The following is a 14,576-nucleotide window of genomic DNA, read 5'->3' as shown; positions in this document are numbered from 1 at the left end:
CGATTTTAACTAATGGACCTGTTCTCGAAAGTCAGCACCAAGCCGCACTACGAATCTTATACCTGGGGAAAGCACCGCAGTATTTTTGCTTCGGTTCTTTACTGGCTGATTTTCCTTCTCAGGATTCTCTCTCCACTGCAGTGGATAAAGCTGATTTTCCGGAAGCGGCAGGCAGCGAATAACGACGAGAAAGAGCGGGTTGATTTCCATGCCATGCACTCAGAGATTTATCTTCTGGTTGTACTGTGTCTGTCGCTGGCTTTCTATTTTGTTCCGCCTTTCATTCCGGCTATGCCCGGTATTCCCGGGGCAATAATCTCCGGATTGGGTGTGCTTTCGTATGCCATTGCAGCCTTGCTGCTGTTTGAATCGGTGATGTGGCTTTTCTACTACATGCTGCTTCGGATTCTTATTGAAAAGCACCTGACCATATTTAATGAAGCGGAGTACTTTATTGCCTTGCCATTTGTACTGGCGACGCAGTTTTTCCTGCTGGCGGGCCTGCTTGATGTCGGTGTGTCTGAGGTGCTGGCGCTGGCGCTGAATCTGGACTTCGAGGGTTATCAGACAAGTTCCTCAGCGCAGCTTACGATCGGCACATTCGGGTATGTTTACACGGCGCTTATCATTGCCAACATTATCAATCTGATCCCTGCCATTCCCGTTGGCCGCCGGCCTAACATTACGATTATCGGCGCGGGTGATGTGGTTCAGCACCGCATGCTCCCCGCTTTGCTGGCTGAAAAGCTGTATTTGCCTGGCCAGGTAGCCATCATCAGTGATCGCATTGATCAGGGGTTTCAGGATCAGCTCAGGAAAGATGGTGTGGCATATCAGGTTCTGAAGAGCAGTTCATCCAGTGAAGAGAAAGTGCAGGAGGTGATCAAATTTATAAAAAAACGATCATCCTACGCAATTGTGGCAACACCTACAGAAAGCCATTTTGGGTACGTTTCGGCTCTGGCCAAAGAGGGCATTGTTTATGGCGTTGAAAAGCCCCTGGTGGCTACGGCCGCAGAACTGAGAGTGCTCGGACAGTGCCAGGATCAGTTGATGGAGCGAGGCTTTCTGTTCAGTTATTACTGGCTTGAAAAAGCCTTGCCCCTTAACTACTTCCTCACACTGAACCCGCAATATCACCGTTTCCTCGATATCAAAGTGAAAAGCAGCCCGGACGCGGGGCCTGCCGGGCCTGATGCATTGGCGTATCTTCGCCTGCAGCTTGGTAAGCTGGTCAGTGTTGATATTACTTTTTTTGAGGGTAAGGATCCCCGTGCGTGGAGTCTGACTAAGCAGACTGGCGGTCTGTTTTTCGAAACCCTGATACATCCGATAACCTTACTCAGCCATGTGCTGGATGAACCCATGCAACTCGAACGTTTGCATGCTGAATGGTTCCTGCTGGACACCTTGCCGGAGGTGTTTAACAGCACAGCGTCTGACCTGAACGATTACGGGGCCAGTTATGTGTCATTGCGTTCACAGCCGGGTGCGGCCTGTGCCATCAATGTGCGTACGGGCAAATATATGTCGGTTAAAGAGCGGTCGATGGTAATCCGGTTTGAAAACGGCGTGATCCGTATGAACCTGGATACCCGTCAGTGCTCAATCACCTGCCCCGGCGCGGGATCACTGGCAGACGTAGCTATTTCGGTGCGTCACGGAACAGCGGATGGGGAAACATCGCTCAAGTATGATGTTCAGATGACCCTCTTTGACAGCTTTGTTCACAACCAGGGGTACTGGAGTGCACAGCGCTATGATGATTACCCCGGTCAGATCGATGTGTTGTCTGCGATGGCTGACTGGCTCAAAGCGGATACCGGTGGATCACATTTTTACCGGCCAATACCCTTGAGCGAAGCGGATTACAAAAAACTGGGGTAACCGGCTGCCTGTGCTCTATTTGCCCAGTAGTTCGCCCACCGGGCGCAGGTTTACAACATGGTCGCACAGGGTTTTGATGATCATGAGGAGTGGTGTTGCGATGACCAGCCCAACAGGGCCCCAGAGCCAGCCCCAGAACAGAAGCCCGATAAAGATTGCTACGGCATTGAGGCTTGAAACCTGGCTTGTTAGCCAGGGTGTCAGCAGGTATCCCTGAATGCTGGTGACCACCAGCGACGTACCGGCCACAACAACTGCCATATTGATCTCTCCAAACTGGATGAACGCCGCAACACCGGTGCCAACGAGCACCAGAAATGGCCCCAGATAGGGGATTGCGCTGGCTACACCCGCGACTACGCCCCATAACATGGCCTGTTCCACCCCCAGCACCAGAAATGCCAGCCAGGTCAGTATTCCCACAAACAGAGCGCCTATAAGCATCACAAACAGAAAGCGCCGGACCTGATGGTGAAACTCGTTCATGATTCTTGCGGCTTTACGCATTCGTCCGAATGCAGGGCCAGAGATTCTCACAAATTTACGCTTATAAAGTGACCCGGCTGCCAGTATGAAATACACCAGTAGCAGTACCGAGAAAAGCTGGGATACAAGCACGATTGCAGCAGGCGATCCTTTTAACACGTATTCCTGAACATCCATGGGTTTGTCCACTACCCGAACAGGAGTCACACTTTCGTGAGTGGGGTTCCTGCTGCTCTGGTCCTGAGTGGCCGATTCTTCAATTTTCTTCGCGGCAGCCTGGGCTTTCTCCATGATGCCTTCTTCTTTGTCCGGCGATCTGGCTTCTTTGCGCTGGAACTCGCTGATGGCCATAGGGACTTTGTCCAGCATGGCCATGGCTTCGCGTTGCAGTGGAACGCTAGCGGCAGAGACAGCGCCGAGTATCAGGATCATTACAATAGCCGCACTCAGTGGTCTGGGGATTCTGAGGCGATCAAGTGTTGATACCAGGGGATCCAGCGCATAACTGATCATTACCGCAACCACCAAAGGAAGCAGTACGGCTTGTGCCCAGTCAATAAAGAAGAGAGACGCTATGCTGGTGAGAATCGCCAGTGACAGGCTCCGTATGTTCACAGCCCTGAGAAGTTCAGGCTTGGAAACAGTGCTGTCATCTGTCTGGTTTTTGCTGAGCTCAATATGCTCTTTGCCTTCCATAGCTGCACCTGTTCTTTGCCCGTTTCATATCCTGCTAAGTGTAGACGGGTACAGCGTCGTGCAAATAAAAACAACGGATCTGTAATAAGCCGGCAATTCAGTGAAGGCAAGAAATAGAAGGCTAGCTGTCGTTTTATTTTGCGTCACAACAACACCGCCTCCTATAATCCCCCATTGCGCGGCGTGTTGATTGTCCCGTCGTAGAGATCCCCTTGCCAAATAAAAAGGAAAGCAAAATGCTGAAATCCCGCTCATTGGCTGCTGTTGCTGCGGCCACTCTGCTACTCAGTTCTGTGGCTCAGGCTCAATACAAAGATGAATATACAGTTTCTACAGTACTCCCGTCGGCGTTTCCCTGGGGCCAGGCTGCCGACAAGTGGGTCGAGCTGGTCAAAGAGCGCTCTGAGGGGCGTATCAACATGAAGATTTACAGCAATTCCCAGCTGGTTTCCGGGGATCAGACCAAAGAGTTTTCTGCCATGCGCTCAGGGTTGATTGATATGGCCGTGGGTTCTACCATTAACTGGTCGCCTCAGGTTCCTGAGCTGAATCTTTTTTCCCTGCCATTTCTGATGCCGGATAATGCAGCCATTGATGCGATCACCCAGGGTGAGGCTGGAAAGGCAGTATTTGAAGCGATTGAAAAGCGTGGCGTAACACCACTGGCCTGGGGTGAGAATGGCTTCCGTGAACTGTCCAATTCCAAGCTTGCTATCAGCGAACCTGAGGATCTGGAAGGCCTTAAAATCCGGGTTGTAGGCTCGCCGCTGTTTCAGGATACCTTCACCGCACTGGGTGCTAACCCCACGCAGATGAGCTGGGCAGATGCCAAGCCGGCGCTGACTACCGGTGCCGTAGATGGTCAGGAAAACCCGCTTTCGGTATTTGATGTCGCACGTATTGATCAGGTTGGTCAGGAGCATCTGACACTGTGGCACTACATGGCTGATCCGCTGGTGTTCGCTGTCAGTAACCGTGTATGGAGCCAGTTCAGCGCAGAGGACCAGGCACTTCTGAAACAGGCGGCTGTGGATGCTGGCAAATGGGAGATTGAAAAATCCCGTGGTGAGCTTGAGGATACGCTGCAGGCCATCAAGGATCGTGGCGTGACTGTAACTGAGCTGAGCCAGGCACAGCATGATGCGTTTGTGAAGGCTACCCGCTCTGTATATGAAAAATGGACACCTCGCATTGGTGAAGATCTGGTGAAGCAGGCTCAGTCTGCAGTCGCTAACCGCAATCAGTAAAACCTACCTGCCAGAGTGCCCGCGGAGCCTGTTGGTTCCGCTGGGTTCTTTGTGTCAGGGGACGTTGTCTCAAACGGAGTATTCATGCCCTCCCGATCCCCGAAGTTCCGGCCGGAAGCCTGGCTGGCGTCTGTGGCCCTGATTGCGATCTGCGTGATCAGTCTTGGTAATGTAATTGTCCGCTACACCACCGATGCTTCCTTTGCATTCACCGAAGAATTTTCGGTGTTTCTTCTGGTAATACTGACTTTCGCCGGCGCAGCGGTGGCGGCGCGAAACAATCAGCACATACGCATTGAGCTGGTTGAGCACTATCTGCCGCCACCTGCTCTGAAGGGGCTGTTTGTGCTGCAATGGCTTATAGGCGTGGCAGTAATGGGAGTAACGGCCTGGTATGGCGTCACTTTCGCGATGCAGGAGTACGAATGGGAGTCGTTGTCCCCTGGGTTAGGGCTGCCAAACTGGATTTATGTGGTCTGGCTGCCACTGATGGCGGTGGCGATCATTTTCAGAATGACTCAAAACCTCGTTGACCGCCTGCGCGGCAAGAAAGATCCGGAGGTTATCCATGAGTCCTGACCTTCTGATGATCGGCAGTTTCCTGCTGGCGTTGTTGCTGGGTGTTCCCGTAGCCTTTGCTCTCGGATTTGGTGGGCTTGTGGGTATTGTTTCCGGCTTGTCCCCCGATATGCTTGCCACATTCGGCACTAATACCTACAACAGCGTGGCAAAATATCCGCTTATTGCAATACCGCTGTTTATTCTGACCGGGCTTATTTTTGAGCGTGCAGGCGTAGCTGCCAGCCTGGTGCGTTTCGCCCAGGCGGTCATTGGTCCACGTCACGGCAGCCTGACCGTTGTGGCCGTTCTCGTTTGCCTGATTATGGGCGGGATGAGCGGATCCGGGCCAGCCGATGCGGCTGCGGTAGCTATGGTGATGCTGCCCAGTATGCGTAAGGCGGGTTACCCACAGCCTTTTTCCGCCGCGTTGATCGCTGCATCGTCTTCCACGGCTATCCTGATTCCGCCCTCAATTGCGCTCATTCTCTATTCTATCGTGGTGCCCGGTGTGGATTTGCGGGCGCTCTTTGCTGCCGGCCTGTTTCCGGGCATTCTGGCGGGTTTGTCGTTGCTTGTGCCGGCGCTTTATCTGGCCCGCAAGTTTGGCTGGGAGAGCCCTGAAACCTCTGAGCGTCCGCCTTTCTGGCCCAGCTTCAAGGCGGCGTTGCCCGCCCTGTTTGCCCCGATTATCATTCTGGGAGGCCTGCGCTCCGGCCTTTTCACGCCTACGGAAGCGGCTGTGGTTGCCGTGGCATATGGTATATTTGTGGGTGCCTTTGTATACCGCAACCTGAGTCTGCGTAGTCTGTTTGATTTAATGACAGACGCAGCGGTGACCTCTGGTGTTGTCATGCTGATCATTGCGCTGGCGGGTATATTTGCGTGGGCAGGTACAACTCTGGGTACCTTCCAGCATCTGGCGGACGCGTTGCTGTCACTTTCCGAAAACGGCTGGGTGCTGCTGGGCCTGGTGATGGTACTGGTATTGATAGCTGGTATGCTGCTGGATGCGGTATCGATCTATCTGATCCTCATCCCTATTGTACTGCCGCTGATGAACCACTTTGGCTGGAATCCGGTGTGGTTTGGTATCCTGCTGGCCATGAATATTGCTATTGGCCAGTTTACGCCACCGGTAGCTGTCAACTTGATGGTTACAACACGTATTGCGAATATTCGCCTGGAGCATACCATTGGGTGGGCGTTAATCTTTATTGCCGCAATGGGGCTAAGCCTGCTATTGGTGGCGCTGATGCCGGGCATTGCGCTTTGGCTTCCGGAAAAGCTCGGCTATGTGGTCGGGCCTTGGTAAGAGCATGTTCAGCAAGGTGGTTATAATATAGGTACTGCCTATGGACAGTTTGGGAATAATCAATTTTCCTGAAGTTGATTCATTGGTTATTGTAGTGAACCTAGACTTATCAACACGCAAACGAACCAACAGGAGTATTTTCAATGGGCGTGATCAACAGCGAAATCAAACCGTTTAACGCAACCGCTTTCAAACAGGGCGAGTTCGTTGAAATTTCCGAAGCAGATGTGAAAGGTAAGTGGGCTATTTTCTTCTTCTACCCGGCTGACTTTACTTTCGTATGCCCTACTGAGCTGGGCGATGTAGCCGACAAGTATGAAGAGCTGCAAAAAATGGGCGTTGAAGTTTTCTCTGTTTCCACAGACACACACTTCACCCACAAAGCCTGGCACGATAGCTCTGAAACCATTGGTAAAATCCAGTACTACATGGTTGGCGACCAGAACGGCACCATTACCAACAACTTTGGTGTGATGCGTGAAGGCCAGGGCCTGGCGGATCGCGCTACCTTCCTGATCGATCCGGATGGCGTGATTCAGGCAATGGAAATCACTGCAGAAGGTATTGGCCGTGATGCGTCTGATCTGATGCGTAAAGTGAAAGCTGCTCAGTACGTGCGCAACCATCCGGGTGAAGTTTGCCCTGCCAAGTGGAAGGAAGGCGAAGCAACTCTGTCTCCTTCACTGGATCTGGTTGGCAAAATCTAAGGTTCCTTCTGAAAAGGAACTGATTAATACAGGCTCGTTGTACGGGCCTGTTATTAGTAAAAAACCCCGGTTTTCCGGGGTTTTTTACATTCAGGCGTTCAGACTAATACCCCTTGTAAGCGATAAGGCCGCTGTTCGCGCCTTTTTTACGCAGGCGGGTGATCAGCTTTGTCAGTTCCCGTAGCCATAATACTGAGCTGGCCACGACTGTACAGAGTATCCAGTCCCCAAAGCTGAGGCTAACGGTGGAAAAGGCTTTCTGCAGGAAAGGCAGATAGACCACCGCCATTTGCAGCAACACTGACACACCTACAGCCGCCCACAGCCATAGATTGGAAAACAGTCCCACGAAGGCGCTTTGTTCGTCGGAGCGAGAAATAAACACGGTAAACAGTGAGAACAGCACTAAAGTAGTGAAAGCCATGGTCTGGCCATAGATGAGGCTGCCAGTGCCTGTGATCAGGCCGCCGGGCATGGATGCATCGAGCACGAGGAGAGTGCCGGCTGCGGTAATAACGCCAACGAAAATTATCCCTGCCCACATATTGTGTGTGAGCACGCCTTCATTCCGGGGCCTTGGTGGTTTGGTCATTGCTTCACTGTCGCCGGGATCCAGCCCGAGCGCCAGGGCTGGTGCGCCATCGCTTACCATGTTGATCCAGAGGATCTGGGTCGCCAGCAAGGGCAGAGCCAGGCCTGTGCCGTTTGCGGTCAGCCCGAGTACATCGGCCAGGAGCACGCCAAAGAACATGGTCATCACTTCGCCGATGTTTGATGACAGCAGGTAACGCAGGAACTTGCGGATATTCGCGAAAATGGCTCTGCCTTCCTCTACTGCAGCAACAATGGTAGCGAAGTTGTCGTCTGCCAGAATGATATCCGAGGCTTTGCGTGACACGTCTGTGCCGGTAATCCCCATGGCGACGCCAATGTCGGCAGCCTTCAGGGCGGGTGCGTCATTCACGCCATCGCCAGTCATTGCGACGATGTTTTTCCCGTTCTGAAGAGCTTTGACGATTCGCAGTTTGTGCTCCGGGTTAACCCTGGCATAGACGTAGACTTCCTCTACCGTCCGTATCAGAACGTCGTCCGTCATAGCATCTATTTCTACCCCGGTAACGGCGCGGCCATCCGTGCAGATGCCCAGCTCTTTGCCGATAACCGCGGCTGTAACCGGATGGTCGCCGGTGATCATTACCGGCCGGATGCCCCCTGACCGGGCGCGAGCAACAGCCGCTTTGGCTTCCTCCCGGGGCGGATCGATCATGCCGATAAGGCCTACGAATATCAGATCCTCTTCGAGGTCCTCATCGATATCATCCGGTTCAAAGCCCTCTTCCGGAATATACCTCGCGGCAACACCCAGAGTGCGAAGTGCCTCACTGGCCAGCTCTTCGTTAGCCTGCAGAATCTCGGTACGACGTTCCGGTGTCAGCGCGCGACTGCTGTCACCCACGCGTTCGCGGTTACAGCGGCCGAGAAGAACATCCGGCGCACCTTTGGTAAATACCTGAATATGGCCTTTATGCTGGCTGTCGGTGTGAAGTGTGGACATCATTTTGCGTTCAGACGAAAAGGGTACTTCACCAACCCGTTCGTAGCGCGCGTCGAGTATGGCTTCAGTCAGCCCGACTTTGCGTGCAGCAACCACCAGTGCACCTTCGGTTGGGTCACCCTGAACAGTCCACAGGCCCTGATCCTCCTGCAAAACAGCGTTGGTTGCACGGTCGCCTACAGTCAGGGCCCGCTCCAACTCCATACGCAAAGGCTCACTGATAGTACCTGTACCATTACCTGGAGAGGTGCCATGCACAGTAATATCACCTGTTGGCTCATACCCTGTGCCTCCCAGTGTTATCCGTCCACTGGCCGTAACTATGGCGCGTACGGTCATTTCGTTTCGGGTGAGTGTGCCCGTCTTGTCGGAAGCGATCACATTGGCCGCCCCTAGAGTTTCTACGGCAGCCAGGTGTCGGACAATGGCATTGCGGCGTGCCATGCGTTGTACCCCGAGGGCGAGCACGGCCGTTACTATGGCCGGTAAGCCCTCAGGCACTGCGGCTACGGCCAGAGCCACGCCAAGAATAAGAACATCGAACAGGGTAGAAAAGCTGGTGACGTGCTCTGCCAGAATGATGGTGAAAATCATCACGACAGCAATCACGATGACCACCAGCCCCAGCATTCTGCCGACCCGGGCCAGATCCTGCTGCAGAGGAGTGGTTTCAGGTGGAGCTTGTTCCAGCATGCCTGCAATCCGGCCCATCTGTGACTGCATGCCAGTCGCTGTGACCACCGCAGTGCCGCGCCCATAGGTAACCGTGGTGCCGCTGAAAATCATATTCTGGCGATCACCGACAGGAGCATCGTCGGTGATGGTTTCAGGATCCTTGGATTCGGGAAGGCTTTCGCCGGTCAGGGCTGCTTCGGAAGTTTGCAGTGAAATGGACTGAATCAGGCGGCAATCCGCCGGAACCGTGTCGCCTTCTTCCACAAGGATAATATCGCCAGTTACCAGCCGTGCCGCGGGGATGCTTTGCTGTTCTCCACCCCGTATAACCCGGGCCTGGGCGGCAGACATTTGCTGTAACTCTGCTACTGCCTGTTCTGCTCGCGCCTGCTGTACATAACCCATGGCGGCGTTGAAGAGAACAATGGCCAGAATGGCTAAGGCTTCATAGGGAAGAGGTGAGTCTTGCTCTATCAGCCACAGGCCTATAGAGATGGCCGCAGCGAGCAAAAGCAGAATAACCAGGGTGTCGGTGAACTGGGCAAGTAGTTTTCGCCAGCCTGGCACGGGCCTGGAGGCCGTTAATTCGTTCGGGCCATCCTGTTCCAGGCGCCGCCGGGCTTCATGGTCATCAAGGCCTTGAAGTTTGTTGGTCCCGAGAGCGGATATGACGGCGTCGGGAGATAGCCGGTAAGCGGGTACCGGCTCTTCCGACGAGCGTTCGCTGGCCATGATTTTCCATCCTCGATATTGCGACGTTCGGAAAGATCATTGTAGCCGTATATTTTGTACGAAAAGACGATCTGTATCAGGAGTTGGCTGTATCGACACCATACCGGGATCCACGTGCCTTCAGGCGATAGAACTCTTCTATCACTTCTGCCATGGCATCCTGGCAATAAGGGCGAAGGCTGCCTAATACCAGATGTTTCGTCACTTCTCCCACGGAGTTGCCGTTGGAGAGCAGGCGGTAATCAAGCGTGACATTGCCGCGCTTGCCATTCGCTTCCAGGTCTGCGTTATGCAGTTCCAGTTCCGGAGAGGCGGCATCCAGACTGTCCAGGGTAAGGCTCATACTCGCATACATCACCATGGGGCGATCCGGATTGAACATCACACCCTTTGATTCCATCAGAGGCTTCAGGGTGTGAGGGAAATTCTTGCCGGAGGCTGCCACGTAGCAGCGAATGAACTCTTCGATAACCTGCCTGTCCCGGGTTACTTCGCCACTGCGCGTGACGTCCAGATAGACTTTGCCATTCTGATCGCAGACTTCGATGGTCTCGTCACCGTTTTCCCGAAACTCCAGAGGTATGCCGTCACCCAGCAGCGAACGGAACTGGAATGTCATATTCCGGGAAAGCCCGAAACGCGCAACCACTACTGCAAAAAGCAAGTCACCGGGAACGCAGAACCGGCGGGCATCAGGGTCATGAATCGGATTGAAATCGCCGGCCACTTCCTTGGCGAACAGGCTGGCCTGGGATGCGGAAATATGTATGCGTCCGTCCTGGACTGAGTGATAACGGTCTGGAAACATGTAGTACTTGTCCTGAGTGCAAAGGGTTGGCGTGACAACGTCCTTCGGTATGGTACCGGTGTCTGGCCTGTATGGGTATGCGCCATTCGTCCTTTCATCATACCAGACGCCTTTTAAGAACCTTCCAGGCTTTCCTGTGATAGCCGGCTCCTATCAAACGAGTTTGATCAATTAATTTGAGGATTTTGTTGCCAGGCCGTATCGTTTAAACATATTCAAATCAAAGATCATTCTGGATTCGATATTCAAACGATCAGACCAGTAATCCATAAGGAGAATCCTTACATGTTGGATGCCAATATCAAGCAGCAACTGAAAGCGTACATGGAAAAACTGCAGCAGCCGATTGAGCTTGTAGCTGCCTATGACGATAGTGATAAGTCCCAGGAGTTAAAGCAGCTTCTGGAAGAAATCGAACCCATGTCCAGCAAAATCAGTTTGCGCACCGAGGAGTCGAATGATGTACGTCGGCCATCCTTTGCGATAAACCGCATTGGCAGCGACACAGGTGTTCGCTTTGCCGGCATCCCTATGGGGCATGAGTTTACTTCACTGGTTTTGGCTCTGCTACAGGTGGGCGGACACCCCTCAAAGGCGTCGCAGGAGGTTATTGAGCAGATTCAGCAACTGGACGGCGACTATGAGTTTGAAACCTACTTTTCTCTGTCGTGCCAGAATTGTCCGGACGTTGTTCAGGCCCTGAACCTGATGAGTGTTCTTAACCCTGGCGTCCGGCACACCGCAATTGATGGCGCCTTGTTCCAGGACGAAGTGGAAAAGCGTGAGGTGATGGCGGTGCCGAGTGTTTACCTTAACGGTGAGCCTTGGGGCCAGGGCCGTATGACACTTGAAGAGATTGTTGCCAGACTGGACACCAAATCTGACGAAAAAGAAGCCGAGAAGATCAACCAGAAAGACACCTTTGAAGTGTTGGTGGTTGGTGGCGGCCCGGCTGGTTCAGCGGCGGCAATTTATGCGGCTCGTAAAGGTATTTCCACTGGTATTGCAGCCGATCGTTTTGGTGGCCAGGTAGCGGACACCATGGGTATTGAGAACCTGATTTCTGTGCCCTATACCGAAGGCCCGAAACTGGTAGCGGCGATGGAGCAGCACGTCAAAGAATATGACGTGGATATCATGAATATGCAGCACGTGGAAAAGCTTATCCCGGCTGCCGAGCGCGGCATGCCCCATGAAATCCGCCTGGCAAACGGAGCATCGCTCAAAGCCCGTACCCTTGTGCTGGCTACCGGCGCTCGCTGGCGCCCTCTGGGTGTGCCGGGCGAAGCGGAATACCGCAATAAAGGTGTCGCTTACTGCCCGCACTGTGACGGTCCGTTGTTCAAAGGCAAGCATGTTGCGGTGGTTGGTGGCGGTAACTCTGGCGTAGAAGCAGCCATTGACCTTGCGGGTATTGTTGGCCACGTCACGCTGATTGAGTTTGGTGCTGAAATGCGGGCTGACGAGGTGCTGCAGAAAAAGCTTCGGAGTCTGAACAATGTGGACATTATCACCTCCGGCCAGACCACTGAAGTGGTTGGCGAAAATGGCAAGGTCAGTGGTCTGACCTACACGGATCGCAATACAGGCGAAAGCCATCATGTAGCGCTCCAGGGTGTATTTGTGCAGATTGGTCTGGTGCCTAACACTGAGTGGCTGAAAGGTGATATTGAACTGAGCCAGCATGGAGAGATCGTTATTAACGACCGTAACGAGACATCTATTCCCGGTGTGTTTGCGGCAGGTGACGCTACGACTGTGCCCTACAAGCAGATAGTGATTTCCATGGGTGAAGGCGCCAAGGCTGCATTGAGTGCCTTCGATTTCCTGATCCGTAATTCTGCGAAATAAAGCGAAGAGCCGGCACTCACAATCTCTGATTTGAGTGCCGGGCAATAACTGATGAGAGAGCAAGGCACTGGCGTAAGCCGGTGCCTTTTTTGTTTGCAGGAAGTGCTGCTTGGAGGTGCAGCCGGTGAGCTGGGGTATTCATTTGAATTCCTGCTTGCGTCTACTACTGATGCTCGGTAGCGTGATGACATCAATACAATAACAATACGGACATTTCAGAAGTGGGGGTTTTGTGTGTTTGATCGCCCGATACTGAAACTGATTTGTTTACTGTACCTGTCAATGGCTTTTTCTGGCCTGGGAGCAGCGGTTCCGCTTAGTTCTCGCCCTGAAGTAGTCTTTTTATCGCCTGATGACTCCCCTTTTTGGCACATGGTTTCCGGGTTCATGACAGAAGTGGCTGCGGATCTGCATCTGGACCTTGAAGTGCTGCTGGACCGCAATGCTCACCGTTACAGTTACCTCCAAACGGCTGATGATGTGCTTAGCCGGGAACATAAGCCGGACTACCTTGTGTTCATGTGTAAGGAGCAGGTCACCACCCGAATGCTCAGGTACGCCAATGAGATGGGTGTTAAGGTTTTCACGTTTAATACTGGCATTCCGGCGTCCACCAGGGCTTCCGTCGGGTTGCCGAGAGAAACACTGCCGAACTGGATTGGGCACGTCATGTCTGACGACTCAGGTGCAGGTAGCGATTTGGCGATCCTTCTTGAACAGCAGTCCCTCCGCCTCGGCCTGATCGAGCCGGGGCAGCCGGTCCCCCTGATTGCACTCTCCGGAACCCTTGATTCATCCGCTGCCAAAGACCGGCAGCAGGGGCTTATGAACACAGTTGATGCCGATCGAAGCAAGCTTTTGCAACTGGTAGATGCAGAGTGGGACCGCCAACTGGCAGCAGTAAAGACTCTGGTATTGCTAAAGCGTCATCCACAGGCCACAGCAATCTGGAGTGCCAGTGACGGTATGGCTCTGGGCGCTGTTAAAGCAGCAAGGCAGTCGGGAAGGAAGCCTGGAAGGGATGTCGTGATTGGCGGTTTTGATTGGGAAGCCGAGGCCCTTGACGCGATTCGTAGTGGTGATCTTGCGGTTAGTTTTGGTCGCCATTTTATGGGCGGCGGGCTAACCCTCCTGCTACTGCACGACTATCACTTCGGCGCCGATTTCTTGGATGGCAGGTCGTCACCGGTGCTAAGTTACAAGCTCAAGCCTGCTAACATAAACAACGTTGATATCGTTGAGAAGATCATGGGTCGTGAACAGTGGAGAAACGTTGATTTCAGCCGTTTCAGTCGTGCGCCTGGCTCCGGTAAGCCAGAAAGTCAGCCAAGCGCCGATGAACTGATAAACGAATTCACCAAGGCGCTCATTGAAGCTTACGCGATATCTGCTTCCAGGCTGCTGCTTGGGCCCGGCGTGAGTTCTGCACCTGATTCCGGGAAAAGGTGAGGGTAGGCGTTCCGAACTCCGGACAAAATGAAGTCGTGGGGCAGGTCGTCGAATACCCCATGATCGTTGATGTATTCCATGTGAGCCTGACCGGCTTTTGTATACTCCTGGAAAACTGAATCACTCACACCGTCAAATTCCAGAGGTTCTACGCCCATCAATTCGCATAGCTGCCTGTTGAAAGCCGGCGTGGCCTTGACCCAGCGACCATTGAGGTAGAGTTCGATATAGCCGTGCATGCGGAAAATATCCGAGCGCAGCCATTCAATCAGTTTCGGGCTTGAGAGATGGTTGCGCACATCTGCAAGGCCCAGACGGCTGGGTATGCCGATGGACCGTGCTGCGGCGCCGAGCAATACCGCCTTGGGAATGCAGTAGCTTTCGCCGGCGCTGAGGGCGTAGCTTGCACTGAAGGTTTCGGGCTCTGCACGGAATACATAGGGGTTGTAGCTCACACTGTCCCGGGTTGCGAGATACAGGGCTTTCGCCTGTTCTACCGGTTCCTCTGGAACACCTTCAAGCCGGGCTGCAATCCAGGCTTTCAGCTCGGGCTGATTGTAATCAAAAAACTCAGTGGGCTGGAGGTATGCTTCCATTGTTGTTTGTCCAT

At 53.4% G+C, this 14,576-nt stretch carries 11 protein-coding genes; 7 read left to right on the top strand and 4 right to left on the bottom strand.

Going from position 1 to position 14,576, the window contains the following annotated elements:
* Nucleotides 1–12 precede the first annotated feature (12 nt).
* Nucleotides 13–1,887: a Gfo/Idh/MocA family oxidoreductase gene (locus tag DS878_RS14270; RefSeq protein WP_113816577.1), complete on the top strand. Its 1,875-nt coding sequence runs from the start codon at nt 13–15 to the stop codon at nt 1,885–1,887.
* 15 nt (nt 1,888–1,902) lie between these two features.
* Here DS878_RS14270 and DS878_RS14265 read toward each other — a convergent pair whose 3' ends face one another.
* Nucleotides 1,903–3,069, bottom strand: a complete 1,167-nt coding sequence (locus DS878_RS14265) for an AI-2E family transporter (RefSeq protein WP_113816576.1) — start codon at nt 3,067–3,069, stop codon at nt 1,903–1,905.
* A gap of 236 nt (nt 3,070–3,305) precedes the next feature.
* Between DS878_RS14265 and DS878_RS14260 the strand changes: the two genes are divergently transcribed.
* The 4 genes from DS878_RS14260 to ahpC all read left to right on the top strand — a co-directional run bounded on the left by DS878_RS14260 (nt 3,306) and on the right by ahpC (nt 6,896).
* Nucleotides 3,306–4,316 (top strand): DctP family TRAP transporter solute-binding subunit, encoded by a 1,011-nt coding sequence (locus DS878_RS14260; protein ID WP_113816575.1) that lies wholly within the window; start codon nt 3,306–3,308, stop codon nt 4,314–4,316.
* An 84-nt stretch (nt 4,317–4,400) separates the two neighbouring features.
* Nucleotides 4,401–4,895: a TRAP transporter small permease gene (locus DS878_RS14255; RefSeq protein WP_113816574.1), complete on the top strand. Its 495-nt coding sequence runs from the start codon at nt 4,401–4,403 to the stop codon at nt 4,893–4,895.
* On the top strand, nt 4,885–6,189 hold the full coding sequence (locus tag DS878_RS14250) for a TRAP transporter large permease (protein ID WP_113816573.1): 1,305 nt from the start codon (nt 4,885–4,887) through the stop codon (nt 6,187–6,189). The genes DS878_RS14255 and DS878_RS14250 overlap by 11 nt, the downstream gene beginning before the upstream one ends.
* Nucleotides 6,190–6,332: 143 nt before the next feature.
* On the top strand, nt 6,333–6,896 hold the full coding sequence (ahpC, locus tag DS878_RS14245) for an alkyl hydroperoxide reductase subunit C (RefSeq protein WP_113816572.1): 564 nt from the start codon (nt 6,333–6,335) through the stop codon (nt 6,894–6,896).
* A gap of 103 nt (nt 6,897–6,999) precedes the next feature.
* On the opposite strand, the gene DS878_RS14240 is transcribed toward ahpC, so the two are convergent.
* Nucleotides 7,000–9,858, bottom strand: a complete 2,859-nt coding sequence (locus DS878_RS14240; protein ID WP_113816571.1) for a cation-translocating P-type ATPase — start codon at nt 9,856–9,858, stop codon at nt 7,000–7,002.
* Between the two features lie 76 nt (nt 9,859–9,934).
* Nucleotides 9,935–10,666 carry a DUF3581 domain-containing protein gene (locus DS878_RS14235; protein WP_113816570.1) on the bottom strand — a complete coding sequence of 244 codons (732 nt, stop codon included), beginning with the start codon at nt 10,664–10,666 and terminating at the stop codon, nt 9,935–9,937.
* 285 nt (nt 10,667–10,951) lie between these two features.
* Here DS878_RS14235 and ahpF point away from each other — a divergent pair, with 285 nt between their 5' ends.
* Both ahpF and DS878_RS14225 read left to right on the top strand, forming a co-directional pair.
* Complete coding sequence (gene ahpF, locus DS878_RS14230) at nt 10,952–12,517, top strand: alkyl hydroperoxide reductase subunit F (RefSeq protein WP_113816569.1); 1,566 nt, start codon at nt 10,952–10,954, stop codon at nt 12,515–12,517.
* A 282-nt stretch (nt 12,518–12,799) separates the two neighbouring features.
* On the top strand, nt 12,800–13,966 hold the full coding sequence (locus tag DS878_RS14225) for an ABC transporter substrate-binding protein (RefSeq protein ID WP_148707082.1): 1,167 nt from the start codon (nt 12,800–12,802) through the stop codon (nt 13,964–13,966).
* On the opposite strand, the gene DS878_RS14220 is transcribed toward DS878_RS14225, so the two are convergent.
* Nucleotides 13,894–14,562: a transglutaminase-like domain-containing protein gene (locus DS878_RS14220; protein ID WP_113816726.1), complete on the bottom strand. Its 669-nt coding sequence runs from the start codon at nt 14,560–14,562 to the stop codon at nt 13,894–13,896. The genes DS878_RS14225 and DS878_RS14220 overlap by 73 nt on opposite strands.
* Between the last annotated feature and the right edge of the window lie 14 nt (nt 14,563–14,576).

It is taken from the genome of Marinobacter sp. F3R11 (assembly GCF_003318275.1).
GTDB lineage: Bacteria > Pseudomonadota > Gammaproteobacteria > Pseudomonadales > Oleiphilaceae > Marinobacter.
The sequence above is the reverse complement of the archived record's forward strand: the minus strand, read 5'-3'. Positions and strand labels throughout refer to the sequence as shown.

Bases quoted from the DNA above. Each gene is read 5' to 3' on its own strand.
- DS878_RS14270 (WP_113816577.1), top strand. From the start codon at position 13: ATGGACCTGTTCTCGAAAGTCAGCACCAAGCCGCACTACGAATCTTAT.
- DS878_RS14265 (WP_113816576.1), bottom strand. From the start codon at position 3,069: ATGGAAGGCAAAGAGCATATTGAGCTCAGCAAAAACCAGACAGATGAC.
- DS878_RS14260 (WP_113816575.1), top strand. From the start codon at position 3,306: ATGCTGAAATCCCGCTCATTGGCTGCTGTTGCTGCGGCCACTCTGCTA.
- DS878_RS14255 (WP_113816574.1), top strand. From the start codon at position 4,401: ATGCCCTCCCGATCCCCGAAGTTCCGGCCGGAAGCCTGGCTGGCGTCT.
- DS878_RS14250 (WP_113816573.1), top strand. From the start codon at position 4,885: ATGAGTCCTGACCTTCTGATGATCGGCAGTTTCCTGCTGGCGTTGTTG.
- ahpC (WP_113816572.1), top strand. From the start codon at position 6,333: ATGGGCGTGATCAACAGCGAAATCAAACCGTTTAACGCAACCGCTTTC.
- DS878_RS14240 (WP_113816571.1), bottom strand. From the start codon at position 9,858: ATGGCCAGCGAACGCTCGTCGGAAGAGCCGGTACCCGCTTACCGGCTA.
- DS878_RS14235 (WP_113816570.1), bottom strand. From the start codon at position 10,666: ATGTTTCCAGACCGTTATCACTCAGTCCAGGACGGACGCATACATATT.
- ahpF (WP_113816569.1), top strand. From the start codon at position 10,952: ATGTTGGATGCCAATATCAAGCAGCAACTGAAAGCGTACATGGAAAAA.
- DS878_RS14225 (WP_148707082.1), top strand. From the start codon at position 12,800: ATGGCTTTTTCTGGCCTGGGAGCAGCGGTTCCGCTTAGTTCTCGCCCT.
- DS878_RS14220 (WP_113816726.1), bottom strand. From the start codon at position 14,562: ATGGAAGCATACCTCCAGCCCACTGAGTTTTTTGATTACAATCAGCCC.